General features: G+C 69.6%; 20 protein-coding genes. 12 read left to right on the top strand and 8 right to left on the bottom strand.

Translation table 11 applies throughout. The features are described 5' to 3' along the window. Positions 1–87: 87 nt before the first annotated feature. Complete coding sequence (locus JN22_RS10520; RefSeq protein ID WP_085553891.1) at positions 88–2,238, bottom strand: methyl-accepting chemotaxis protein; 2,151 nt, start codon at positions 2,236–2,238, stop codon at positions 88–90. A 254-nt stretch (positions 2,239–2,492) separates the two neighbouring features. Here JN22_RS10520 and JN22_RS10515 point away from each other — a divergent pair, with 254 nt between their 5' ends. The 3 genes from JN22_RS10515 to JN22_RS10505 all read left to right on the top strand — a co-directional run bounded on the left by JN22_RS10515 (position 2,493) and on the right by JN22_RS10505 (position 4,856). Continuing rightward, a complete protein-coding gene (locus tag JN22_RS10515; protein ID WP_085553890.1) occupies positions 2,493–3,068 on the top strand; it encodes a class I SAM-dependent methyltransferase in 576 nt (191 codons plus the stop codon). Between the two features lie 4 nt (positions 3,069–3,072). Next, positions 3,073–4,404: a class I SAM-dependent methyltransferase gene (locus tag JN22_RS10510; protein ID WP_085553889.1), complete on the top strand. Its 1,332-nt coding sequence runs from the start codon at positions 3,073–3,075 to the stop codon at positions 4,402–4,404. Positions 4,405–4,493: 89 nt separating this feature from the next. Then, positions 4,494–4,856, top strand: coding sequence for a methylglyoxal synthase (locus tag JN22_RS10505; protein WP_085553888.1), 363 nt, complete (start codon positions 4,494–4,496; stop codon positions 4,854–4,856). A gap of 58 nt (positions 4,857–4,914) precedes the next feature. Here JN22_RS10505 and JN22_RS10500 read toward each other — a convergent pair whose 3' ends face one another. Then, complete coding sequence (locus JN22_RS10500; RefSeq protein ID WP_085553887.1) at positions 4,915–7,080, bottom strand: malate synthase G; 2,166 nt, start codon at positions 7,078–7,080, stop codon at positions 4,915–4,917. 143 nt (positions 7,081–7,223) lie between these two features. Next, complete coding sequence (locus tag JN22_RS10495) at positions 7,224–7,862, bottom strand: MSMEG_1061 family FMN-dependent PPOX-type flavoprotein (RefSeq protein WP_085553886.1); 639 nt, start codon at positions 7,860–7,862, stop codon at positions 7,224–7,226. Between the two features lie 90 nt (positions 7,863–7,952). On the opposite strand from JN22_RS10495, the gene JN22_RS10490 reads away from it, so the two are divergent. Further along, positions 7,953–8,582, top strand: coding sequence for a TetR/AcrR family transcriptional regulator C-terminal domain-containing protein (locus JN22_RS10490; RefSeq protein ID WP_085553885.1), 630 nt, complete (start codon positions 7,953–7,955; stop codon positions 8,580–8,582). 17 nt (positions 8,583–8,599) lie between these two features. On the opposite strand, the gene polA is transcribed toward JN22_RS10490, so the two are convergent. Together polA and JN22_RS10480 are read right to left on the bottom strand one after the other, a co-directional pair. After that, positions 8,600–11,515: a DNA polymerase I gene (gene polA / locus JN22_RS10485; protein WP_085553884.1), complete on the bottom strand. Its 2,916-nt coding sequence runs from the start codon at positions 11,513–11,515 to the stop codon at positions 8,600–8,602. Between the two features lie 118 nt (positions 11,516–11,633). Further along, positions 11,634–12,563, bottom strand: coding sequence for a dihydrodipicolinate synthase family protein (locus JN22_RS10480; RefSeq protein WP_085553883.1), 930 nt, complete (start codon positions 12,561–12,563; stop codon positions 11,634–11,636). A 301-nt stretch (positions 12,564–12,864) separates the two neighbouring features. Between JN22_RS10480 and JN22_RS10475 the strand changes: the two genes are divergently transcribed. The 3 genes from JN22_RS10475 to JN22_RS10465 are packed head-to-tail and all read left to right on the top strand — an operon-like array spanning position 12,865 to position 16,070. Next, positions 12,865–13,782 (top strand): SMP-30/gluconolactonase/LRE family protein, encoded by a 918-nt coding sequence (locus tag JN22_RS10475; RefSeq protein WP_085553882.1) that lies wholly within the window; start codon positions 12,865–12,867, stop codon positions 13,780–13,782. Between the two features lie 3 nt (positions 13,783–13,785). After that, complete coding sequence (locus JN22_RS10470) at positions 13,786–14,628, top strand: NAD-dependent epimerase/dehydratase family protein (protein WP_085553881.1); 843 nt, start codon at positions 13,786–13,788, stop codon at positions 14,626–14,628. Then, positions 14,628–16,070: an aldehyde dehydrogenase family protein gene (locus tag JN22_RS10465; RefSeq protein ID WP_085553880.1), complete on the top strand. Its 1,443-nt coding sequence runs from the start codon at positions 14,628–14,630 to the stop codon at positions 16,068–16,070. Before JN22_RS10470 ends, JN22_RS10465 begins: the two co-directional genes overlap by 1 nt. A 49-nt stretch (positions 16,071–16,119) precedes the next feature. Here JN22_RS10465 and JN22_RS10460 read toward each other — a convergent pair whose 3' ends face one another. Beyond that, on the bottom strand, positions 16,120–16,869 hold the full coding sequence (locus JN22_RS10460) for a response regulator transcription factor (RefSeq protein WP_085553879.1): 750 nt from the start codon (positions 16,867–16,869) through the stop codon (positions 16,120–16,122). A 105-nt stretch (positions 16,870–16,974) separates the two neighbouring features. Next, a complete protein-coding gene (locus JN22_RS10455; RefSeq protein ID WP_085553878.1) occupies positions 16,975–17,784 on the bottom strand; it encodes a substrate-binding periplasmic protein in 810 nt (269 codons plus the stop codon). Positions 17,785–18,231: 447 nt separating this feature from the next. Between JN22_RS10455 and JN22_RS10450 the strand changes: the two genes are divergently transcribed. The 5 genes from JN22_RS10450 to JN22_RS10430 are packed head-to-tail and all read left to right on the top strand — an operon-like array spanning position 18,232 to position 22,451. Continuing rightward, positions 18,232–19,926 carry a SpoIIE family protein phosphatase gene (locus tag JN22_RS10450; protein ID WP_085553877.1) on the top strand — a complete coding sequence of 565 codons (1,695 nt, stop codon included), beginning with the start codon at positions 18,232–18,234 and terminating at the stop codon, positions 19,924–19,926. After that, entirely contained in the window at positions 19,923–20,468 is a 546-nt protein-coding gene (locus JN22_RS10445) for a SiaB family protein kinase (protein WP_085553876.1), read from the top strand. Before JN22_RS10450 ends, JN22_RS10445 begins: the two co-directional genes overlap by 4 nt. 18 nt (positions 20,469–20,486) lie before the next feature. Then, on the top strand, positions 20,487–20,861 hold the full coding sequence (locus JN22_RS10440) for a DUF1987 domain-containing protein (protein ID WP_085553875.1): 375 nt from the start codon (positions 20,487–20,489) through the stop codon (positions 20,859–20,861). Positions 20,862–20,874: 13 nt separating this feature from the next. After that, positions 20,875–21,732, top strand: a complete 858-nt coding sequence (locus tag JN22_RS10435; RefSeq protein ID WP_085553874.1) for a sensor histidine kinase — start codon at positions 20,875–20,877, stop codon at positions 21,730–21,732. Beyond that, a complete protein-coding gene (locus tag JN22_RS10430) occupies positions 21,729–22,451 on the top strand; it encodes a diguanylate cyclase (protein WP_085553873.1) in 723 nt (240 codons plus the stop codon). The genes JN22_RS10435 and JN22_RS10430 overlap by 4 nt, the downstream gene beginning before the upstream one ends. A gap of 21 nt (positions 22,452–22,472) precedes the next feature. Here the strand turns inward: JN22_RS10430 and JN22_RS10425 are convergent, their stop codons facing one another. After that, positions 22,473–24,053: an ATP-binding response regulator gene (locus JN22_RS10425; RefSeq protein WP_223677664.1), complete on the bottom strand. Its 1,581-nt coding sequence runs from the start codon at positions 24,051–24,053 to the stop codon at positions 22,473–22,475. Positions 24,054–24,179: the final 126 nt, after the last annotated feature.

Below are 24,179 nucleotides of genomic sequence, written 5' to 3'. Positions count from 1 at the left end.
CCAAAGCATAGCAGTGGGAAAGGATGACACAAGGCAGGATTGCGGTCTTACCGCAAACGTGCCTTGCGCTCTTGGATCATGCCCGCGTCACGCCGCCTTGATGTCGGCGAGGAACCGCTCGATCTCGCTGCGCAGATGCCCGGCCTGCTTGGTCAGATCCTGCGAGGAGGTCAGCACCTCGTTCGCCGTCGTCTTGGTGGTGTCCGCCGCCCGCGCGACGCCGTCGATGATCGAGGTGACCGATTGCGTCGCCTTGGCCGCCTGCTCGGCGTTGGCGGCGATCTCCATGGTCGCCGTTCCCTGCTCGTCGATGGCGCTGGCGACGACGCCGGAGATGCGGCCCATGTCCTCGATGACGGTGACGATCTGGCCGATCGACGCCGCCGCCCCGTCGGTCACCGACTGCATGGTGGCGATCTGGCCGGAGATCTCCTCGGTCGCCTTGCCGGTCTGGTTGGCGAGGCTCTTGACCTCCGACGCCACCACGGCGAAGCCCTTGCCGGCCTCCCCGGCGCGCGCCGCCTCGATGGTGGCGTTCAGCGCCAGCAGGTTGGTCTGCGCGGCGATGTCGTGGATGAGCTGCACCACCGCGCCGATGCGGTTGGCGGTCTCGACCACGACCCGCATCGTCTCGCCGGCCTGGGCCGCCGCCCCGACCGCCGCCTGGGTGATGCGGCCCGATTCCTCGATGTGGCGGCCGATGTCGCCGATCGAGGCGCGGAGCTGGTTCGCCGCCGAGGCCACCGTGCCGACGTTCGAGGCGGTCTGCTCGGCCGCCGCCGCGACGCTGGTCGCCTCGTGCAGGGTCTGGTCGGCGCCGTCGCTCATCGACCTGGCGGTCGTCTCCAGCCCGCCGGCCGCGACGCTCACCGCCCGGACGATGCCGCCGACCCGCGCGTCGAAGCTCTGGGTCACCCGCTCCAGCTGCTTGGTGCGCTCCTCGCGCAGGGCACGGACGCGATCCTGCTCCGCGTGCAGCTCGTCGGCGCGGATCAGCGCTTCCTTGAAGACCTGCATGGCGCCGGCCATCCGGCCGATCTCGTCGGTGCGCCCGCGGGCGGGAACCTCGAGCTGGCGCTCGCCGTCGGCGAGCCGCTGCATCGCGTCGCTCATCGCCGACAACGGGCGGGTGATGCCGCGGGCAAAGACCACGCCGACCAGGCAGACGACCAGCAGCAGGCCGGCGCCCGCCATGATCATCTGGTTGCGCATGGAATGGACCGGCGCGAGGATCTCGTCGACCGCCGCCTCGGCCAGCACCGTCCAGCGCAGCGTCGGGTGCTTCAGCGGCCGGTAGGCGGTGAGCGCCGGGCCGGTTCCGCGCACGTTGCTGGCCTCGACCACGCCCATGCCGTCGCTGTCGGCGCCGATCGTCGCCGCCGCCCCGCCGACATAGGGCTTCAGGACCGCCATCTCGCTGGCGAAGCGCGGCGTGCTGCGCAGCTTGCCGTCGGTCCCCATCAGGAAGGTGTCGCCGCTGTCCCCCATGCCCTCGGTGGTGCGCATGATGCGGTCCAGCCCTTCGGACTGGATGCGGAAGGCCAGCACCGCGAGGGTCTGCACCCCGCCGTCGGGTTGCTGAAGCACGACCGGGCTGGCGAGGAAGGCCGAAGGCACCCCGCCAGCCGGGGTGTAGGGGGTGAAGTCGAGGATGCGGGCGGCGCCCGGCTTCGGGTCGCGCTTGACCTCCTCCAGGAAGGCGCCGAGCGGGGTGGAGGCGACGGAGGTGGCGAAATCCGCCCCCTTGGCGGTGCTGTAGAGCACCGTGCCGTCCGGGTTCAGCACCAGCACGTCGGCCAGCCCGCGCCGCAGCATCAGGTCCATCATCCAGGAATGCAGCCGCAGATGCGCCATGTCGTACATGGTGCTGCCTTCCGGCTTCTCCAGCTTGTAGCGCTCGGCCGCCGGATGCGGGTTGCCGTCCACGTAGCGCTTGCGGAGCTGGGCCGACGGGTCGCCGCGGTCGGCCTCGATTCGCCAGCCATTGTTCAGCGCCACCACGGCGTCGCGCATCGAACGCGTGTTGGCGGTCAGCACGACGTCGCCCTCCAGCCCCTCGATGTAGGACTGGACGCTGGCGCCGCGCGCGTTGGCCAGGGCCACAAGCTTGTCCTGGGCGGCGTCACGCAGGCGGTCGGTGGCCGCCGAATAGGCGAAGCTGCCGAGCAGGACCGCCGACAGAACCGCCGAGGCGACCAGCGCGCCAGGAATTTTGTGCCGCAGAAGCAGGCTGTTCAAGGTTGCACCCTCCCGGAGAGACCATGGCGCCGGTTGCCCCGGCTTTGTGAACAGAGTGTCATTGGATCAACGGATTGGAAAGAACCGAAACCATCTTGCCATCAAACCATTAACAAAAAATGTCATACCCGTGTAACTGTATTGTTAAACGATCGTTCAAAATCCATTGCGCTGGCGCAATGAAACGCATCCCGGTAGAAAGGAGCGATGCAAGACCATATCGCGGTCAGGGCATTTGGGGCGGAGGTGGGCTGATGTCACTGGCGGAACGCAAGCTCTTCGTCGAGCGGTGGATTCGCTCTCCCTTGAAGGTTGCATCGGTGACGCCGAGCGGAACCGAGCTGTGCCGGGCGATGGCCCGGGCGGCGGCCAGCGGCCCCGGCCGGCGCGTGGTGGAGCTCGGCCCCGGCACCGGCCCGGTCACGGCGGCGCTGCGCGAGCACGGCACGGCCGCCCGCGACCTGCTCATGATCGAGCTGGACGCCGCCTTCGCCGACCACCTCTCCACGCTGCACCCCGGCGCCGGGGTGGTCCGGGGCGACGCCACGCGAATCCAGAAGATCGTCCACGAGCATGGCTGGGAAACCTGCGACAGCGTGGTGTCCGGCCTGCCGCTGATCGCCATGCCGCTCTCGGTGCAGGCGCGGGTCGTGCGCGGCGCCTTTTCCGTGCTGGCGCCCGACGGGGTTTTCGTGCAATTCACCTACGGCCCCTTCGCCCCGGTGAATCCGGAACTGATCCGCCGGCTGCGCCTGAAACCGCGCCGCCACGCCTGGATCGCCCGGAACCTGCCGCCGGCCTCCGTCTGGACGTTCCACCGCTTGCCGTGATGCCTTGCCCCTGACCGATCCCGTCCTTTCCGAGGCGCGCGCCCTGATCGACGCGCGCCGCTACCGAATCGCCCTGCGCCGTCTGAGGCAGGACGCGCCCGAGGGAACGGAACGCCACCGGCTGCTCGGGCTGGCCCATCTCGGCCACCGGGAGCCGGACAAGGCGCTGGCCCATTTCCGCCGCGTGGCCGCCGAGCGGCCCGACGACCCCGACGCGCTGCTGCATCTCGGGCAAGCCCATCAGACGGCCAACGCCCCCTTCCCCGCCGTGCGCTGGTTCGAGCGGCTGGCCCGCCTCGCCCCCGGCCTGCCCGGCATCCGCGCGCTGCTGGCCGGGGCCTACCGGCGCGACGCCCGCTACCACGACGCGCTCGCCACCACCCGCACGGCGCTGGCCGACGGCGAGCGCGGCATCGACCTGCTGTTCGAGGCGGCGACCAGCGAGGCCTGCCTCGGCCGCGACTCCGACGCCCTGAAAAGCTTCGAGGCGCTGCTGGCCGAGGATCCGGAGCACGCCGCCGGCTGGTTCGGCAGCCACGCCCAGGCGATGCATGGGCTCGGCCCCGACGAGGCGCTGCGCCGCCTGCGCCGCGCCACCCGTTGCGGCGGGGCGAACGGCAAATACTGGGCCTATCTCTGCGCCACCCTGCTGCTGCTCGGCCGCGCCGACGAGGCCCGCGCCGTCGAGGCGGCGCACATCGTCCCGGCGCCCAAGCACCGCCCGCTGGTCGACGGGGCGCTGGCCCTGCTGCCGGACCTCGCCGCCGACCTGCGCCTGTTCGGCAGCAGCGGCCGGCTGCTGCGCCACGCGCTGACCGAAGCCACGGTTCCGGGATTGGTGCTGGAGTTCGGCGTCCGCCGCGGCACCTCGCTCGACCATCTGGCCGAGGCCGCCGGGCAGGAGGTGCACGGCTTCGATTCCTTCGAGGGGCTGCCGGAGGGCTGGGTCAACGCCCCGCGCGGCGTGCTGACCACCGGGCGCCAACTGCCGGCGGTGCGCGCCAACGCCCGTCTGCATGTCGGCTGGTTCGAGGACAGCCTGCCGCCCTTCCTGGCCGCGCATCCGGGGCCGGTGCGCTTCGTCAACGTCGACAGCGACATCTACGCCTCGGCCCGCACCGTGCTGGCGGCGCTCGCCGGCCGGCTGATGCCCGGCAGCGTCGTCGTCTTCGACGAGTATATCGGGAACCGGAGCTGGCGCGAGGACGAGTACCGCGCCTTCCAGGAGTTCGCCGCCGGGCACGCGGTCGGCTACGAGTATTTCGCCGTCAGCCCCTTCACCAAACAGGTGGCGGTGCGCATCCTGTCGATCGGCGGGAAGACCGCAACAGCCTGATACGGCGAACTTTCCGGACGGCGGCGCCGGCTTTCCACGCCCTGCCCGATGCGCTAGCCTTTCCCGGACCGCGTTGAAGGAGTCCCGCCTTGCAGGCCGCCCTGATTTCCCACGACCGCTTGAAACCGTCCTTCGTCGACTGGGTGGTGCGCCACCGGGCCAAGCTCCAGCCCCACACCCTGTTCGCCACCGGCACCACCGGCGGGCTGATCAAGGAGGCCTGCCCGGAACTGGACCTGACCCCGCTGAAGAGCGGCCCGCTCGGCGGCGACCAGCAGATCGGCGCGCTGATCGCCGAGGGGAGGATCGACGCCCTGTTCTTCTTCATCGACCCGCTGACGCCGCTGCCGCACGACGTCGACGTGAAGGCGCTGATCCGCCTGACCGCGCTCTACAACGTGCCGGCGGCGCTGAACGAGGCGACGGCCGACCGGGTCATCGCCGGCTTCTGACACGAAAAAGGCCCCCGCCCTTGCGGGACGGGGGCCTGTTCTCAAAAGTGCGCCAGCCTTACGCCGAGGCCGCCGCCTTCGCCTCGCGCCGACGCGCGTGCAGGACCGGCTCGGTGTAGCCGTTGGGCTGGACCCGGCCCTTGAAGACGAGGTCGCAGGCCGCCTGGAAGGCGACGCTGCCGTCGAAGTTCCCGGCCATCGGACGGTACAGCGGGTCGCCGGCGTTCTGCTTGTCGACCACGGCGGCCATGCGCTTCATCACCTCCATCACCTGCGGCTCGGTGCAGACGCCGTGGTGCAGCCAGTTGGCGATGTGCTGGCTGGAGATGCGGAGCGTGGCGCGGTCCTCCATCAGCCCGACGTCGTGGATGTCCGGCACCTTGGAGCAGCCGACGCCCTGGTCGATCCAGCGGACGACGTAGCCGAGGATGCCCTGGGCGTTGTTCTCCAGCTCCTGGCGGATCTCCTCCTCCGACCAGTTCGGGCGGTCGGCGAGCGGCAGGGTCAGGATGTCGGACAGCGCGGCGGCCTGCCGGCTGGCGAGCTGCTCCTGCACCGAGGCGACGTTGACGGCGTGGTAATGGGTGGCGTGCAGCACGGCGGCGGTCGGCGACGGCACCCAGGCGGTGTTGGCGCCGGCCTTCGGGTGACCGATCTTGGCGGCCAGCATGTCGGCCATCAGGTCGGGCATCGCCCACATGCCCTTGCCGATCTGCGCGCGGCCCTTCAGCCCGGCCTTCAGACCGACGTCGACGTTGTTGTCCTCGTAGGCGGCGATCCACTTGGTGGCCTTCATGGCCGCCTTGCGGACGACCGGACCGGCCTCCATCGAGGTGTGGATCTCGTCGCCGGTGCGGTCGAGGAAGCCGGTGTTGATGAACACCACCCTATCCTTGGCGGCGCGGATGCATTCCTTGAGGTTGACGGTGGTCCGCCGTTCCTCGTCCATGATGCCGACCTTGAGGGTGTTGCGGGCCATGCCCAGCAGATCCTCGACGCGGGCGAACAGCTCGCTGGCGAAGGCGATCTCCTCGGGGCCGTGCATCTTCGGCTTGACGATGTAGACCGAGCCGGCGCGGCTGTTGCGCAGCGGGCCGGTGCCCTTCAGGTCGTGCAGCGCGATCAGCGACGTGAAGACGCCGTCGAGGATGCCTTCCGGCGCCTCGCTGCCGTCCGACAGCTTGACCGCGTCGTTGGTCATGAGGTGACCGACGTTGCGGACCAGCAGCAGGCTGCGGCCGTGCAGGGTCAGGGTGCCGGTCGGGGTCGTGTAGGTCCGGTCCGGGTTCAGCGTGCGGACGACGGTCTTGGAGCCCTTGGCGAAGCTCGCCTCCAGCGTGCCCTTCATCAGGCCCAGCCAGTTGCGGTAGGCGCCGACCTTGTCCTCGGCGTCCACGGCGGCGACGGAATCCTCGCAGTCCTGGATGGTGGAGAGCGCCGCCTCCAGCACCACGTCGGCGACGCCGGCGGCGTCGTCCTTGCCGATCAGGTGGCTGCGGTCGATGCGGATCTCGATGTGGGTGCCGTTCTGGACCAGCAGCACGGCGGTCGGCGCCGAGGCCTCGCCCTGCCAGCCGGCGAGCCCGGCGGCGTCCTTGAGGCCGACCTTGCGGCCGTCCTTCAGCGTCACGGCGAGCGCGCCGCCCTCGATGGCATAGCCGGCGGCGTCGGCGTGGCTGGCGTCGGCCAGCGGCACGCTGTCGTCGAGGAACTTGCGGGCCCAGGCGATGACCTGCGCGCCGCGCGCCGGATCGTAGCCGCCGGCGGCGGCATGGCCGGGAATGGCGTCGGTGCCGTAGAGCGCGTCGTACAGGCTGCCCCAGCGGGCGTTCGCCGCGTTCAACGCGTAGCGGGCGTTGGTGATCGGCACCACGAGCTGCGGGCCGGCGAGCCGGGCGATCTCGTCGTCGACGTTGCCGGTACCGATGGCGAAATCCTCGCCCTCCGGCACCAGATAGCCGATCTCGCGCAGGAACGCCTCATACTCGGCGGCGTCGAAGATCTGGCCGCGGCGGGCGACGTGCCACGCGTCGATCTTGGCCTGGAGCGCGTCGCGAGTCTCCAGCAGCGCCTTGTTGCGCGGCGCCAGATCATGGAGAAGGGCGTCGAGCCCCGACCACAGGGCGTCGGCCTCGACACCGGTGCCCGGCAGGGCCTCCGTCTCGATGAAGTCGTACAGGGGCTGGGCGATTTGCAGGCCGCCGCGTCGGATCCAGTTGGTCATCTCGTTGCGTGTCCCATTCTCTTGCGCGCTCGGTTCGCAGGCCCCTCTGTGGAGGCCTTGCGCAAAGTTATTGCGTGAACCGCTTCTTCCGGTCAACAGAATGTCGCACTGCAAAAAGTATGAAACTGTTTGGCCGAACGGCGTCAGCTCTCCGATTCGCTGTAGAGCTGTTCGGAGAGTGCGCGCTGATAATGCGCGTCCATCTGTTCGACCGACAGATCGGCCAGCCCCGACTGGTCCTTCACCACCTGCCCCGGCGACGGCATGCCCTGCGGGACGGCCCAGGCGTCGGGCTGCCACAGATGGGAGCGGCGCAGCGCCTTGCCGCAATGGAAGAAGGCCTCGCGGACCGCCAGCCGGATCGCCGCCTTGGGCCGCCGCCCTTCCTCGCCCAGAACGGCCAGCAGGTCGGGCGCCGTGGTGACGGTGGCGATGCCGTTGACGCGCAGGAAGATATCCTGCTCCGGCACCAGGAACACCAGCCCGCAGGCCCCGTCCGAGGTCAGGATGTTGACGATCGAGGACAGCTTGTTGTTGCCGGGCCAGTCGGGGATCGCCAGCTCGCGCCGGTCCACCGCGTGGACGAATCCGGGCCGCCCGCCGCGCGGCGAGCAGTCCATGCCGGTTTCCGACGCGGTGGCGACGAAGACCAGCGGCGATTCCGCGACGAAGCGCAGGCTGTGATCGTCGAGGAAGGGGAAGCTCAGCTTCTGGATGCGCTCGCTCGGCAAGTCATAGAGCCGGCGCAGCGCCGCGACCGTGTCGATCCGGTGGGGGTCCATGGTGTCGCTCCCGATGAAACTAACGTTGTTAGATTTTGCCTAACGGCGTTAGCCTGTCAAGGTGAATGGGGCTTGGGCGATGGTGCGGGCATGAAGGTGCAGCGGCGGGATGTCATCGACACGGCGCTGGCGTTGCTGGACGAGGTGGGGCTGGAGGGGCTGACGATGCGGCGGCTCGCCCAGGCGCTGGGAATCCAGGCGCCGTCGCTCTACTGGCATTTCCCCAACAAGCAGGCGCTGCTCGACGCCATGGCGGATGCCATGCTGGATGGCGTCGCCCTGCCGGACGACGCGCTGCCGTGGGACGCGTGGCTGCGGGCGGCCTTGATCGAATTCCGGCGCGCGCTGAAGGCCCGGCGCGACGGCGCGCGGGTGTTCGCCGGAACCTTCCTGGTGACGGAGAATGTGCTGCGGATCGGCGACCGCGCCGTCGGCCGGCTGCTGGCGGCCGGAGCGGACGAGAGGACGGCGGTTCGCGCCCTCTTCACCCTCCAGTATTTCGCGCTTGGATTCACCATCGAGGAGCAGGCGGCCGCTCCCGCGTCGGAAAGCGTCGATCTGTCCGCCCTCGCGCAACGGATCACGCAGGATCAAACCGCGCGCTACCCGTACGGCGCGGCGGTGGCAACGGTCCTTGCCTCAGACGATGACGGGGAGCGTTTCCGCTTCGGGCTCGACCGGCTGATCGACGGGTTGAGGGCCGTCATTCCAGCCGGCTGAGCCCGATCGGGAGGCGCTCAGTGCGCCTCTTCCCAGTTGTCGCCGATGCCGGCCTCGGCGACCAGCGGCACGCTGAGGCTCGCGGCCTCCTCCATCACCTTGCGCACCAGCGCCGCCGCCTGCTCGGCCTCGGCCTCCGGGACCTCGAACAGCAGTTCGTCGTGCACCTGGAGCAGCATCCTGGCGTTGCTGCCGGCCTCGGCCAGCGCGGCGGGCATCCGGTTCATCGCGCGCTTCATGATGTCGGCGGCGGTGCCCTGGATCGGCGCGTTGATCGCCTGACGCTCGGCGAAGGAGCGGCGGGCGGCGTTCCTGTCCTGGATGCCCGGCATGTAGCAGCGCCGCCCGAACAGCGTCACCACATGGCCGTGCTGGCGGGCGAAGGCCTTGGTCGCCTCCATCCAGACCTTCAGCTCGTGGAAGTTCTCCAGGTAGGCCTTGATGAAGGCGTTCGCCTCGCCCGGCGCGATGCCGAGCTGGCGGCCGAGCCCGAAGCCGGAGATGCCGTAGATGATGCCGAAATTGATCGCCTTGGCCTTGCGGCGGATGTCGGAGGTCATCTGCTCCAGCGGGATGCCGAACACCTTGGCGGCGGTCGCCGCGTGAATGTCCAGCCCGTCGCGGAAGGCGTCCTTCAGGGCCTTGATGTCGGCCATCTCGGCGACCAGCCGCAGCTCGATCTGCGAATAATCGACGCTCAGCAGCTTGTGGCCGTCGGCCGCCACGAAGGCGCGGCGGATCTTGCGCCCCTCCTCGGTGCGGACCGGGATGTTCTGCAAGTTGGGATCGGTGGAGGACAGCCGCCCGGTGTTGGTCGCCGCCAGCGCGAAGGCGGTGTGGACGCGGCCGGTGTTCTTGTCGATCTTCTGTTGGAGCGCGTCGGTGTAGGTGCTCTTCAGCTTGGCGAGCTGGCGCCAGTCCAGCACCCGCTGGGCGATGGCATGGCCCTGTTCGGCCAGTTCCTCCAGCACGCTGGAATCGGTGGAGTAGGCGCCGGTCTTGCCCTTCTTGCCGGCGCCGAGCTTCAGCGTGTCGAACAGCACCTCGCCGAGTTGCTTGGGCGAGCCGATGTTGAAGCCCTGCCCGGCCAGCGCGTGGACGTCCTTCTCGATCTCGACGAGGCGGACCGCCAGATCCTGCGACAGCCGGGCCAGCGCCGCCTGGTCCAGCCGGACGCCGCAGCGCTCCATGTCGGCGACGACCGGAACCAGCGGGCGGTCGATCGTCTCGTAGACCGTGACCATGCGCGCCTCGACCAGCCGGGGCTTCAGCAGGGTCCACAGGCGCAGCGTGATGTCGGCGTCCTCCGCCGCGTAGTCGAGCGCCTTGTCGAGCGGCACCTTGTCGAAGGTGATCTGGTTCTTGCCGGTGCCGCAGACCTCCTTGAAGGGGATCGGGGTGTAGGCGAGGTGCAGCTCGGCCAGCTCGTCCATGCCGTGGCCGTGGGCGCCGCCCTCCAGCGCGTAGGAGATCAGCATGCTGTCGTCGATCGGCGACACGCTGATGCCGTGGCGGGCGAAGAGCTGGTGGTCGAACTTGAAATTGTGCCCGACCTTGAGGATCGCCGGATCCTCCAGCACGCCCTTCAGCGCGGCCATCGCCTCGGCGACGGGGATCTGCGCGGGGGGCGGTGCCGCGTCGAAATCGAGCTGCCCGGCCTCCGCCGCCCCGGCGCCATGGGCAAGCGGAATGTAGCAGGCCAGCCCCGGCTCGGTCGCCAGCGAGATTCCGACCAGCGTCGCCGTCGCCGGGGTCAGGCTGTCGGTCTCGGTGTCCACCGCGACGACGCCGGTCGTCCGCGCGCGCTCGACCCAGACCGCCAGCGCGGCAAGATCCTGGACCAGCTTGTAACGCTTCTCGACGCTGTGCAGGGCGTGCGGGCGCGCGGCCGGAGCCGGCGCTTCGGTGGCCGCGGCCGTTCCGGAGAGGGCCGTTCCGGCGGGGGCGGCGGCGGTCGGGGAGGAAGCCGCGGCGGGCGCCGAGCCGTCGGCGATGCGGCCGTCCTTCTGCATCTCCATCTCGACGCGGGCGACGATGCTGCGGAAGCCCTGCGCCTTCAGGAAGTCGATCAGCTTCTGATGATCCGGCTCGCGGACGCGCAGTTCCTCCAGCGGCTTGGGCGGCGGGGCGTGCGCGTCGAGCTGGACCAGCCGGCGCGAGACGCGCGCCTGCTCGGCGAAGTCGATCAGCTTCTGGCGGCGGGCCGGCTGCTTGATCTTCTCGGCGTTGGCCAGCAGCCCGTCGAGATCGCCGTATTCGGTGATGAGCTGGGCCGCCGTCTTGATGCCGATGCCGGGAACGCCCGGCACGTTGTCGACGCTGTCGCCGGCCAGCGCCTGCACGTCCACCACCTTGTCGGGGGCGACGCCGAACTTCTCGAACACCTCGTCGGGGCCGATGCTCTTGTTCTTCATCGGGTCGAACATGCCGATTCCGGGACCGACGAGCTGCATCAGGTCCTTGTCCGACGACACGATGGTCACCGGCCGCCCGGCGTCGCGGGCCAACCGCGCGTAGGTGGCGATCAGGTCGTCGGCCTCATAGCCCTCCAGCTCCAGGCAGGGCAGGCAGAAGGCCTCGGTCGCCTCGCGGATCAGGGCGAACTGCGGCCTCAGCTCCTCCGGCGGCTCGGGACGGTGGGCCTTGTAGTCGGGATAGAACTCGTTGCGGAAATTCAGCCGCTTGCTGTCGAAGACGACGGCCACCGCCTCGGCCTTGATGTCGGCCAGCAGCTTCAGCAGCATGTTGGAGAAGCCCATGACCGCGTTGACCGGCGTGCCGTCCGGCCGCGTCATCATCGGCAGCGCGTGGAAGGCCCGGAAGATGAAGCCCGAGCCGTCCACGAGATACAGGCCGCTGCGGTCGGGGACCGTGGCGGTGTCCGGGGTTGCGGTGTCGGTCGTTCCGTCGGTCGTTCCGGTGGCGTCGGTCATGGGGCTGGTCTCGTGTGCGTCCTTGCGGGCGCTACCATCGCCGAAGGACGGACGGGAGTCGAGCGGCGATGACCGGGGAACACCCAATCCCCGGCCCGTTCCCGTCCGCCGGTCCGGTTCAGCCGGCGAAGGCGCGGTCGGCCTCCAGCAGCGTCGACGCGGCGGCGCGGATCGCGGCGAGCTGCCCTTCGTCGGTGAGGTTGGAGAGCATGGGGAGCATCGGCCCCATGTCGGCGACTCCCGACAGCGTCACCGCCTCGTGCAGCACGCGGATCGGCGAGATTCCGTCGCGCAGATCCTCCAGCGGCAGGAAGCGCTCGCGCAGCGCCGCCGCCTCGGCGACGTCGCCGCGGGTCAGGGCCCGCAGGATCGCCATCGACAGGTTGGGCGCGACGCAGACCGAGCCGGAGGTGAAGCCGGTCAGGCCGAACTGGGGCAGATGGGCCAGCACCGGCCGCTCGCCGATGCCGCTGACGATGTACCGGGCGTCGACCGCGTCGAGGATGCGCTGGAGATACTCGTCCTTCGACGGATCGTCGCGCACCACCGCGTATTTGACCGAGCACACCGCCCCGTCGCGGACCAGCGCCGCCAGCGCCTTGGGCTCCAGGTAGTTGTCGGACTTGACGTAGGCGGTCAGCGGGCGGCCGGCGCGCTCGGCGACGCGGGCGATGGCGGTGGCAATGCCGGCCGGGGTGGCGCCGAACGCCATCGGCAGCATCATCGCGGTCGGGAAATCGAACTCGCGCAGGATGGCGGCCTGGTCCAGCGCCTTGCCGTAATCGGGACCGATCGACGGGATCACCCAGGTCTCGGGGCCGGCGATGTCGCGCAGCAGCGCCAGCAGTTCGGGAAACTCGCCGGTGCCGATGTTGTAGAGGTTGGCGTTGCCGCCATACAGCAGCGTGGAGACGCCGCCCCGCTCCAGATGCTGGACCAGCTTGCGGTTTTCCTCACGGTTCAGCGACAGGTCGGCGTTGCGCGCCAGCGGCGGCACCGCGATGACCGACCGTTCGAGATCGGCGCGCGTGACGGGGGTCGTCTTCACGTAATCCTCCTACAACGACGTTTCCGGGGCATGTCCGGGATGGTCCGGGCCTTTGGCGACGGGACGCGGCGGCGCAACGCCCAAGGCGTAAAGAGGTATGACAACATCCTTGTTGTCTGACAAGTGAAAACCGCATTCACGCTGCGATGCCGGCTTCCAGCCGTACCGATGACCAATCAGCCACAAATTTGTTTGACAACATCGAGGCCGCCAATCACTTTCTCAGCCCAACAAACCGTGACGCACCGGCACGCGGGCGCGCGATCGGCGCAAGGACGAAACGAGGGGGAGGCGCACGGCCATGCTCGGCCCGATCCAATGTCTGGTGGACGCGCGGGCGCGCGTCGGGGAAAGCCCGGTCTGGGATGCCGGCGGCAACCGCCTGTTCTGGGTGGACATACCGGGATGCCGCCTGTCCGCCGTCGATCTGGCGAGCGGCGCCGTGCGTTCCTGGGCCCTGCCCGCCCCCGTCGGCTCCATCGCCCTGTGCGCCAAGCCGAACGGAAGGGCGTCCGACGACGTGGCCGTCGCCCTGCCCGACGGCGTCCACATCCTGTCGCTGGCGACCGGCGCCCTGCGCTTCCTGGTCGATCCGGAGCCCGGCATGACCACCAACCGGCTGAACGACGGCAAGGCCGGGCCGGACGGCGCCTTCTGGGTCGGCAGCATGGACGACCGGCCGACCAAGGAGCCGGTCGCCGCCCTCCACCGCATCGCCCCCGACGGCACGGCGGAGCGCAAGGTGGATGGGCTTCTGGTCTCCAACGGGCTGGCCTGGAGCGCCGACGGGCGCACCCTGTTCCATTCCGATTCGCGCGGCCCCTGGATCGACCGCTGGAGCTTCGACCCGGCGACCGGCGCGCTCGGCGACCGCACCCGCATCGCCACCCTGACCGGCGAGGAGGGCCGCCCCGACGGCGGCGCCACCGACGTCGAGGGCTGCTATTGGAGCTGCGGCGTGTCGGCCGGCTGCCTGAACCGCTTCGCCCCCGACGGCACGCTGCTGCAACGCATCCCGGTGCCGGTGCCGGCCCCCACCATGTGCGCCTTCGGCGGGCCGGACATGCGGACCCTGTTCATCACCAGCCTGCGCGACGGCCTGTCCGACGATGCCCTGCTCCGCCACCCGCAATCGGGCGGCGTGTTCATGGCGCGCGCCGAGGTGGCGGGCGTTCCGGTCGGCCGTTTCCAGTTGGCCAGTTCCAGCAAGGGGCTTTGACAGATGCACATCCTGATGACCGGCGCCGGCGGCGCCGTCGCCACCGCCCTGACGCCGCGCCTGACCGCGCTGGGCCACAGCCTGCGCTTCAGCGACCGCGTCCGCCCGGCGGCCCTGCCGGCGGACGCCGAGTTCGTGCCCGCCGACCTGACCGACCGCACCGCGGTTCACGCCGCCTGCGACGGGGTGGACGCCGTGCTGCATCTCGGCGCCATCTCCGTCGAGGATTCCTTCGAGGCGATCCTCGACGTCAACATCCGCGGCACCCAGCACGTCTTCGAGAGCGCGCGCCGCGCCGGCAACCGTCGCGTCGTCTTCGCCAGCTCCAACCACGCCATCGGCATGCACCCGCGCAGCGCCCTGCTCGACGAGACCTCGCCCTACCGGCCCGATAGCTTCTACGGGCTCAGCAAGGCCTATGGCGAGCTGCTGGCACGATTCTACTGGGACAAGCACGGGCTGGAGAGCGCGTCCTTGCGCATCGGCTCCTGCGAGGCGGCACCCAGCCAGAAGCGGCATCTCAGCACCTGGCTCAGCCACGACGATCTGGCGCAGCTCATCGACCGCAGCTTGCGCGCCGAGCGGCTGGGCGCGGCCGTCTTCTACGGCGTGTCGGCCAACGACCGCCGCTGGTGGCGCGACCGCTCGGCCGAGACGATCGGCTACCGGCCCAAGGACAACGCCGAGGCCCACGCCGGCAAGCCCGGCATGCTCGACCCGATGCCCAACCCGCTTGACGAGACGCACCAGGGCGGCACCTTCGTCAGCGCCAACTACACGCGCACCCTGCCCCCCTCCGACCTGTGGGAGGCGATGGGCGCCGAACAGAAGCAAGGGAGCCTGTGATGGCCGACATCCACGCCAACCTCATCGGCGGCGAGTGGACGACCTCCACCAACGCCAGCCGCAACATCAACCCGTCGGACCTGTCCGACGTCGTCGGCGACTACGCCCAGGCCGACGCCGCCCAGACCGAAGCCGCCATCGACGCGGCGGCCGCCGCCTTCCCCGGCTGGGCCGCCGCCTCGCCGCAGCGGCGCGGCGACATCCTCGACGCCGCCGGCAGCGCCATCCTCGCCCGCAAGGACGAGCTGGGCCGCCTGCTGTCGCGCGAGGAGGGCAAGACGCTGGCCGAGGGCGTCGGCGAAGCGACGCGCGCCGGCCAGATCTTCAAGTATTTCGCCGGCGAGGCGCTGCGCCTGTCGGGCGAGCGGCTCGATTCCACCCGCCCCGGCGTCGATGTCGAGATCACCCGCGAGCCGCTGGGCGTCGTCGGTCTGATCACCCCGTGGAACTTCCCCATCGCCATCCCGGCCTGGAAGATCGCCCCGGCGCTCGCCTACGGGAACAGCGTCGTCATGAAGCCGGCCGACGCGGTGCCGGGCTCCTCCTGGGCGCTGGCCGAGATCCTCGTCCAGGCCGGGCTGCCGGCCGGCGTCTTCAACCTCGTGATGGGGCGCGGCTCGGTGGTCGGCGAGGCCATCGTCGCGTCGCCGAAGGTCACCGCCATCAGCTTCACCGGCTCGGTCTCCACCGGGCGGCGCATCGGCGCCCGCGCCTTCGAGACGGGCAAGAAGTTCCAGCTCGAGATGGGCGGCAAGAACCCGCTGGTCGTGCTGGACGACGCCGATCTCGGCACCGCCGTGGGCGCCGCGCTCAACGGCGCTTTCTTCTCCACCGGGCAGCGCTGCACCGCCTCGTCGCGGCTGGTGGTGACGGAGGGCATCCACGACCGCTTCGTCGCCGCGTTGGCCGAGAAGATGCAGGCGCTCAAGGTGGACCACGCCCTGAAGCCCGGCACCGACATCGGCCCGGTGGTCTCGTCCGACCAGCTGGAGCAGGATCTGCGCTACATCGCCATCGCCAGGGAGGAAGGCGGCCGCCTCGTCACCGGCGGCGAGCGGTTGTCGCGCGAGACCGAGGGCTATTACCTCGCCCCCGCGCTGTTCGCCGACACCGACAACAGCATGCGGATCAACCGGGAGGAGGTGTTCGGCCCGGTCGCCTCGGTGGTCCGCGTCCGCGACTACGACGAGGCCCTGGCGGTCGCCAACGACACCGAGTTCGGGTTGTCGGCCGGCATCTGCACGACCTCGCTGAAGCACGCGACCCATTTCAAGCGCCACGCCCAGGCCGGCATGGTGATGGTCAATTTGCCGACCGCCGGGGTCGATCCACACGCCCCCTTCGGCGGCCGCAAGGGATCGAGCTACGGCGCCCGCGAGCAGGGCTCCTACGCGCGGGAGTTCTACACGACGGTCAAGACCGCCTACGTCTTCGGCGGTTGATCAACCGGCGCCACGGCCCCTTTCCCCTCCGGGAAAGGGGCTCCCGCCATCACCCCGTCCCGTCCTCGGATGCCGTCGTGACCACCGCGCCGACGAAGGCGTAGCCGACGCCGTGCACCGCCTGCACCGGCAGCGCGCAGCCGGTGCGTTCCTCCACCTTGATGCGCAGGCGGCGGACCAGCGAATCGATGGAACGGCTGTAGGGATCCCAGTCCCGCCCGGTCAGCGCGATGGAGATGTCCTGGCGGCTGACCGGCTCGCCGGGAGCGACGACCAGCAGCGCCAGGAACTTGTATTCGGTGGCCGTCAGCGGCACCGCCGGCCCCTCGGGCGGCTGGATGCGCCACTCGACGTCGTCGAACTGCCAGCTTTTCTTGGTTTCCGCCACGGACGCCAGCCCCGGCGCGGGCGCCGGCACGGCCACCGGCGCGGCGCCCTTCTGGATGCGGCGGACCAGCGCCTTGATCTGGGCCTCGATCTCGCGGAAATCGACCGGCTTGACCAGATAGACGTCGGCGCCCAGTTCCAGCCCGATGACCCGGTCGATCAGGCTCGACCGCGCCGTCAGCATGATGATCGCCGCCTGCGACGCCGCCCGCACCCGCCGGGCGACGGAAAACCCGTCCTCGTCCGGCAGATTGATGTCGAGCACGATCACGTCGGCGCCGTGGCTTTCCAGAAGACCGTCCAGCTCGACTCCGCTCGACGCGCCACGCACCTCGAAGCCGCACCGATCCAGATATTCGACAAGATCATCCCGAAGGTCGGCTTCGTCTTCGACCACGATGATGCGAGGCACGGGGTTCCCAATCCTCAGTTCCAGACCGTATGCGGCGATATTAACCACCGTCCGCCGCCACGCCAACCCCAACCGCCAAACCTCGCAACCTAAATTATCCTTGTTTCAACGATTTGGCAGATACTGGTCACCAACGGTTGAGGAATAGCGTGCGATGGCGTCGCGATCGATGGCATCGGCGCGGCCGCTCTTTACCAAATCCCCATGACAGCGGTCAAACTCCCCGCGCAAGGCGTCATCCCGGAACATCATCGCGTATGGAGTCGGCGGGAAGATCGCGGTGAACACCACATCCTGGGCGGGATCGAACGGCAGCCCGCCGCCGCTCCCCGCCTTCTCCCGAAGCTGCCGGTTGTATTCCGCGAAGATCAGCCCGTCGGCCAGCACCGCGTCGACGCGCCCGGCGAACAGCAGGTTGGAGTGCACGAGCTGGTCGGCGCGCTCGCGGAAATCGGCGAAGCTGGGGATCGCCTCGCGCAAGCCCGGCAGCACGTCGGGCGCGCCGGAAAAGGTGACGACCCGCTTGCCGGCGAGGTCGGCCAGCGAGGCGACCTTCAGCCCGCCCGCCTTCAGCACCGACGCGCCGTTCTGGTAGCGGATGTAGGGCACCGACCGGGCACCCGGCATCGCCATGCCCGCCGGCACGGTGGAAACCGCGTCCACGGCCGCGCCGTCGCGGAAATCGATCCAGTGCCGGCCGAAGGGCACGATCTTGAAGACGGCCGTGTGGCCGCAGGCGGCCAGGGTCTCGGCGATGATCGACACCTCGCGCCCGGTGCCGTCGGCGGCGACCATCGGCGGCAGTTCCGGTGCGAGGATGGTCAAGGTCCGCGCCGTCGCGGCCGGCGCATGGCCCGCAACGGCCAGAACCGCCAGCCCCAGGATTCCGAACGTCCGACCGACGCGCGACGCCATCGCCCACCTCCGCTTCGTTGCAGTGCCGCGGACGTTAGCATGCGGGACCGGGCCCCTGACCATAGGATTTGACGCGCCAAGCGGCCGGCGCATCGCGAAATGGTCACTTTTCGTCACAAATCGGCGATGTTCGTTTTGCCACGTCGTGGATCATTGGGAATCCATACAGAATCTCACAGTCAAGTCACGCAACGCCGCAGGTTCTTGAGAGAAACTTCGGAACCCCCGTGGTACGGATACGAAAGGGGGGACAGAAGGTCACAGGCCCGTTGCGTACATGGCGATTGACACTATGCTGCCTGCACGGACGGGATTACTGCCCGGATGGCAAGCGCCGAAGACTCTGAACCGGGACGGAACATGCGTGGAACGGATCGGCCGGACGGAGCCGCACCTGGGCGCGCCGTGCACCGGATGAGCATCGTGGAGTGGATCAGGAGAAGCTGGATGAGCGTCACGGGCTGGGACGACACCGAATCCTACGAATCGCTCCGCTCCGGATCGGACCGCGAACTGCACGACCCGATCACCCCCGGTCCCGGAGGCGCCGGAACGGCCGCCCGGCCCAAACGGTCGGCCTCGCTGCTGACCCGCGTCATCGTGATGATCGTCGGCTGCACGCTGCTGGTCGGCATGGTGTCGATGGCCGTGTCCGCGATCCTCGTCGGGCAGCAGCAGCGCGAGGCGCTGGTCCACCGGGCGGAATTGATCGGCACGCTCCAGGCCGGCGCGCTGGGGCAGGCGGTGTGGGAGTTCGACACCCGCGCGGTGGAGGAGATGTTCCGCGGCCTGATGGCGCAGGACCCGGCCGTGCGCTCGGTGAAGGTCTGGGCGTCCAGCGGGCGCCAGGGCGCGCCGCTGGCCTCGCTCGAACGGCCGGCCGACCGTGCCGGCTTCACCACCGTCGAGCGCACCGTGTCGATCACCGGCGCCGACGGCCAGCGCAGCTCGGTCGGGCTGCTGCGGCTGGACTATTCATTGCAGGAGGCCGACAACGCCACCCTGACGGCGCTGGCGCCGATGGCCGGGCTGGTGTTCTTCTCGCTGCTGGCGGTCATCGGGATGATCAGCATCCTGCTGAACCGGCTGGTGCTGGCGCCGCTGGCGCGGCTGACCCGGTCGGCCGGCGCCATCGCGACCGGCGACTACCGCATCCGCCTGCGCAACACCCGCAGTGACGAGATCGGCCAGCTGACCAGCGCCTTCAACCATATGGCCAGCACGGTGCACGACTACACCATGACGCTCGAACAGCGCGTCACCGAACGCACCGAGGAGTTGCGCCAGTCCAACGAGCAATTGGGGGTGGTCAACCGGCAGGTGATGGACAGCATCCAGTACGCCAGCCTGTTGCAGGCGGCCATCCTGCCCGACGAGCGCGCCATGGCGCGCCGGCTCGACGAGGTCTTCGCGCTGTGGCGGCCGCGCGACGTGGTCGGCGGCGACTTCTACATCTTCCGCGAGCTGGGCGACGGGCCGGACGGCGATTTCCTGATCGGCGTCGCCGATTGCTCCGGCCACGGGGTGCCGGGAGCCTTCATGACCATGATGGTCAACGCGGTGCTCGACCATGTGGTGTCGGAGACGCCGGACGGCGATCCGTCGGCCATCCTCGGCGGGCTGAACCGCATGGTGCGCGCGGCGCTGGCGCGCGGGCGGGAGAATCCGCGCTTCGACAACGGGCTCGACATCGGCCTGTGCCTCGTCCGTCCGCGGTCCGGCGACCTGCGCTTCGCCGGCGGGCGCATCGGCCTGCACGTCGTCGATCCGGCGGCGGGCACGGTCGCCGAGATCAAGGGCGATCCGCAGAGCCTCGGCTACCGCCGCTCGCGCATCGACCACGTCTTCACCGTCCACACGGTTCCGCTGGCGCCGGGCGTCAGCTTCTACCTGACCACGGACGGTTTCCTCGACCAGGCCGGCGGGCCGCGCGGTTTCGGTTTCGGCAACCGGCGCTTCGACGCGATGCTGCTGGAACAGGCCGGACAGCCGATGGCCGATCGCAAGACGGCCTTCGCCCGCGCCCTTGCCAATCACCAGGGCGACCGGCCGCAGCGTGACGACATCACCCTTCTCGGTTTCGCCGTCGCGCCCGCCTCCACCACCAATTCCCAGTCAAGTCAGGCCATGGCGGAACAATGAAAGGCACCGACCTCTTCAACCTTCAAGAGCTTCTGTCACGGCAGAAGCTCCTGATCTGCTTCAGCGGCCCCTTCAGCCACAGCGTCATCGAAGAGCTGGGCAAGGCCGTCCGCAACCATCTGGAAACCGAGCAGATCGGAAAGTCGGCCATCATGGACGTCTTCTCCGTCTATGTGGAGCAGGCCCAGAACGTCCGCAACTACACCGCCTCCTGCGAGGCGGCGGGCCGGCCGATCCCGGCCAACAGCGGCATCGTGGTGATCGGCAAGGACGGCGACCATTACGTCGTCAGTTCCGGCAACCTGGTCGAGGCTGACGCCGTGCCCATCCTGTCGGCGTCGCTCGACCGGCTGCGCGGCCTGGACAAGGCCGGGCTGAAGGCCGCCTACAAGGAGCAGTCCCGCAAGCCGCGCGAGGCCGCCGCCAGCGGCGCCGGGCTGGGACTGATCGACATGGCCCGCAAGGCCAGCCGTCCGCTCGACTACGCGGTGCGCCCCGTCGACAGCCGGTATTTCTTCTTCAGCCTTGAAGTCCAGATTTAAGGACGCGGAAGCACGACGATGGACAGTTTGCGAATCGAGGCGACCTCCTGCTCGCCTCTCATCGATTTCGACGCCGAGGCCGGAACCCTGCGGATCGAGGGGGAATCCTATCCGGAGAACTCCTTCGACTTCTACGCCCCCGTCTTTTCCTGGCTGGAGGATTTCCTGAAGGAACCGGCCCCCGCCGTGGTGCTCGACATCGGCCTCAGCTACCTCAACACCAGCAGCATCAAGTGCCTGATCGACGTGCTGGAGATGCTCGACACCGCCAACGCCCAGGGCCGGCCGGCGTCGGTGCGCTGGCACTACGACCGCGACAACGACCGCGCGCTCGACATGGCGGAGGAGTTCAAGGAAGACGTGACCCTGCCCTTCGACATCCTGGCCCGCTGAAGGAATGCCCGTCATGCGGTCGCAGGAAGAGGACCTCCATCTCTGGGTCCGGCGTCTGGCCGAGGACCCGGCCAACGCCGGCAATCCCCTGCTGACGGAGTTCCAGACTCTGGCCGACCGCCATGGAAAGCTGCTGCGCCAGTTCCGCAAGATCGCCAAGATCAGCGACCGGTTGCAGACCGAAACCAAGGAGATGGCCCAGCAGCAGCGCCAGTTCGTGCTGATGGTCAGCCACGAGTTCCGCACCCCCCTGGCCATCGTCGACAGCGCCTCGCAGATGCTGGAGATCGAGCCCAACCTGCCGGCGTCGGCGGGACCGCGCGTGCGCAAGATCCGCAACGCGGTGCGGCGCATGCTGCATCTGATCGACCGATGCCTCGCCGACGACCGGCTGGACAGCGTCGCCCGCACGGTGACCGGCCGCTTCGACCTCGCCGCCCTGCTGATGGAGATGATGGCGGAACGCGGAAGCGCCAGCCCCAACCATCATTTCGAGATCCGGGGCTGTAGCCGGCCGCTGGTCATTCCCGGCGACCGCGACCTGCTGGCCGTGGTCTTCTCCAACCTCCTGGAGAACGCCGTCAAATACTCTCCGGGGGGCGGCCACATCCGGCTCAGCCTCGCGCAGGAGGACGTCCAGGCGGTCGTGCGTGTCGAGGACGAGGGAATCGGCGTGAACGCCGCCGACAGCCCGCGCATCTTCGACAAGTATTTCCGCGCCTCCAACGCCGCCGGCACGACCGGGGCCGGCCTCGGCCTGCATCTTGCCCGCCGCATCCTCGGGGCGCATGGCGGCGCCGTCGCGGTGGCGAGCGAACCCGAACTGGGATCGACCTTCACCGTCCGCCTGCCGCTGGAATCCACACCATGAGCCGATGGACCGTGCCGCGCGGAACGACGGAGATGAGCGCCCAGGAGCGCCGGCTCCTGGATTGGGTGCAGCGTCTGGAGGAGACGGGCGACAACGCCGGGCATCCCCTGATGGAGGAGTTCCGGACGCTCGCCGCCGAGCACCGCAAGCTGATGCGGCAGTTGACCAAGATCGCCACGATCAGCGACCGCATGCACACCGACTCGCGCCAGATGGCGCAGGTCCTCCACGCCGCGGCGCAGACCGACCCGCTGACCCAGTTGCCGAACCGCCGCCACATGATCGAGCGGCTCGAATCGGAACTGGGCCGCATCGCCCGCCATGGCGGCGGCTTCACGCTGGTCATGGTGGACATCGATCATTTCAAGGCGATCAACGACGCCTTCGGCCACGCCGTGGGCGACACGGCGCTGGTGGAGACGGCCCGGATCCTGCGGCAGAATCTGCGCGGCCACGATCTGTGCGCCCGCTGGGGCGGCGAGGAATTCCTGATCCTGCTGACCCAGACCGACCAGGAGCAGGCGAAGACCGTCGCGGAAAAGCTGCGGCGGCTGGTCGACGACCACCGGATGCACGTCGAGGGACGGGACATCCACATCACCCTCAGCCTCGGCATCGCGGCGTATCGTCCGGACTGGACCGCCGATGCCTGCATCCAGGCCGCCGACGACGCGCTCTACGCCGCCAAGCGCGCCGGGCGCAACCGCTGGGCGGCGTAACGCCGCCCGCGGCGCCCCCGATCAGATCGTCGGGGCATCCCCGGCGGGCCCGGCGGCCCGCCGCAGTTCCTCCAGCACGCGCCGCAACTCGCCCGGATGCAGAGGCTTGTGCAGGAAGGCGCAGCCGCGCCGCTGACCTTCCAGCAGCGCGTCCGGCGCCGTTTCCCCGGTCAGCACCACCGCCGGGATGGTGGAGCGGAACAGCTTGCGGACCCGGTCGATCACGTCGAAGCCCGACACCTTCCCCGGCAGACGCAGGTCGGTCAGGATCGCGTCCGGCGGGCCTTCCAGCCCGTCGACCGCCGCGAAGACCTCGCGCATGTCCGACGCCGACACCGAGGCGCAGCCCCAGGATTCCAGCGTCAGAAGCAGGCCGGACAGCACCATGCTGTCATCGTCCACCACCAGGATCCTCATGCCGTCCAGCAGCGTCCCGCCAGCCTCGGCGCTCTGGAGCGGAGGCGGCGCGGCCTCGGCGGGCGCCTCCTCCTCCAGCCGCTCCACCGTCACCGCGAAGACGGAGCCCCGGCCGGAGCGCGACTGCACGTCGATGGGCGCGTTCAGCAGGACCGACAGGCGCCGCACGATGGCGAGCCCGAGACCGAGCCCGCGGGTCGGGTCGCGGCTGGGGTTGGTGAGCTGGTGGAATTCGTCGAAGATGACGTCCTGCTTGTCCGGCGGGATGCCGAAGCCGGTGTCCCACACCTCGATCCGCCAGCGGTCGCCGCGCCGGCGCGCGCTCAGCAGGATGCCGCCCTGCTGGGTGTAGCGGATGGCGTTGGCCAGCAGGTTGCGGACGATCCGCCCGAGCAGGACCGGGTCGCTGCGGGTCGTCCCCTTCGGCACGCGCACGCGCAGCCGCAGGCCCTTCTCCTCCGCCTGCGGGCGGAATTCGTCGGCCAGCGAGTTCAGCATCGTGTCGAGCGCCACCACCTGCATCTCGGGCTCGACCGTTCCGGCGTCCAGCGTCGAGATGTCGAGCAGCGCGTTGAGCAGCCGCTCGCCCGCCGTCATGGCGTTTCCCAGCATGCCGGTGGTCCGCATCGCCCGCGAGTTGCCCACAACCTGCCGGGTCAGCGCGTCGAGGAACAGCCGCATCGCCTGGAAGGGTTGGCGCAGGTCGTGGCTGGCCGAGGCCAGGAAGCGCGAGCGGGCCGCGGTGGTGCGCTCGACCTCCGCCCGCATGGTCGTGGTCATGTGCTCGACCGCGTCGTCCAGCGTGGCGGTCGCCAGGGCGCCGATCACCGTCCCATCCACCGTCAGCGGCACCGCGCGCAGGGTCAGCGGCGGCGTCAGCGGCAGGCGCAGCGTGGCGACCTCCGGCCGCTGCGCCGCGTCGCCGTAGAGCGGGCGCAGTTCGGCCAGCAGCGACGGCCAGACGCCCGCCAGCAGGGTCGGGCCGGTTTCGTCCCGCGCCGCCGCGCGCGGCTTTCCGAGCAGCAGAGCCAGCGCCTCGTTGCAGCGCAGCGCCGCCATGTCCGGAGCGCCGACGATCAGCAGCGACGGGATGGCGCTCGCCGCGCACAGGCGCCGGGCGTTGTCGAGGCAGTCTCGATACCGCAGGTCGGTCGCGGAGATGGGGGTAGCCGAGGAACGGAGCATCGCGTCACGGGCTCTTGAGATCGGAGTCTCGGGATGGGTCAGGCTGATCGCCATGCGGGAACGACGTCCGTCATCGGAACAATTTGAAAAGCCTGCCGATAATAAACGGCTGCACCGCATCGCGAA

The sequence above is a fragment of the Azospirillum agricola genome (genome assembly GCF_020005195.1).
Lineage (GTDB): Bacteria > Pseudomonadota > Alphaproteobacteria > Azospirillales > Azospirillaceae > Azospirillum > Azospirillum agricola.
This window is presented reverse-complemented; position numbering and strand designations above follow the sequence as displayed.

What these genes read in the sequence shown, in the direction of transcription:
- JN22_RS10515 (WP_085553890.1), top strand. Translation starts at nt 2,493, where the DNA reads ATGTCACTGGCGGAACGCAAGCTCTTCGTCGAGCGGTGGATTCGCTCT.
- JN22_RS10500 (WP_085553887.1), bottom strand. Translation starts at nt 7,080, where the DNA reads ATGACCAACTGGATCCGACGCGGCGGCCTGCAAATCGCCCAGCCCCTG.
- JN22_RS10495 (WP_085553886.1), bottom strand. Translation starts at nt 7,862, where the DNA reads ATGGACCCCCACCGGATCGACACGGTCGCGGCGCTGCGCCGGCTCTAT.
- JN22_RS10490 (WP_085553885.1), top strand. Translation starts at nt 7,953, where the DNA reads ATGAAGGTGCAGCGGCGGGATGTCATCGACACGGCGCTGGCGTTGCTG.
- polA (WP_085553884.1), bottom strand. Translation starts at nt 11,515, where the DNA reads ATGACCGACGCCACCGGAACGACCGACGGAACGACCGACACCGCAACC.
- JN22_RS10475 (WP_085553882.1), top strand. Translation starts at nt 12,865, where the DNA reads ATGCTCGGCCCGATCCAATGTCTGGTGGACGCGCGGGCGCGCGTCGGG.
- JN22_RS10470 (WP_085553881.1), top strand. Translation starts at nt 13,786, where the DNA reads ATGCACATCCTGATGACCGGCGCCGGCGGCGCCGTCGCCACCGCCCTG.
- JN22_RS10465 (WP_085553880.1), top strand. Translation starts at nt 14,628, where the DNA reads ATGGCCGACATCCACGCCAACCTCATCGGCGGCGAGTGGACGACCTCC.
- JN22_RS10455 (WP_085553878.1), bottom strand. Translation starts at nt 17,784, where the DNA reads ATGGCGTCGCGCGTCGGTCGGACGTTCGGAATCCTGGGGCTGGCGGTT.
- JN22_RS10450 (WP_085553877.1), top strand. Translation starts at nt 18,232, where the DNA reads ATGAGCGTCACGGGCTGGGACGACACCGAATCCTACGAATCGCTCCGC.
- JN22_RS10445 (WP_085553876.1), top strand. Translation starts at nt 19,923, where the DNA reads ATGAAAGGCACCGACCTCTTCAACCTTCAAGAGCTTCTGTCACGGCAG.
- JN22_RS10440 (WP_085553875.1), top strand. Translation starts at nt 20,487, where the DNA reads ATGGACAGTTTGCGAATCGAGGCGACCTCCTGCTCGCCTCTCATCGAT.
- JN22_RS10435 (WP_085553874.1), top strand. Translation starts at nt 20,875, where the DNA reads ATGCGGTCGCAGGAAGAGGACCTCCATCTCTGGGTCCGGCGTCTGGCC.
- JN22_RS10430 (WP_085553873.1), top strand. Translation starts at nt 21,729, where the DNA reads ATGAGCCGATGGACCGTGCCGCGCGGAACGACGGAGATGAGCGCCCAG.
- JN22_RS10425 (WP_223677664.1), bottom strand. Translation starts at nt 24,053, where the DNA reads ATGCTCCGTTCCTCGGCTACCCCCATCTCCGCGACCGACCTGCGGTAT.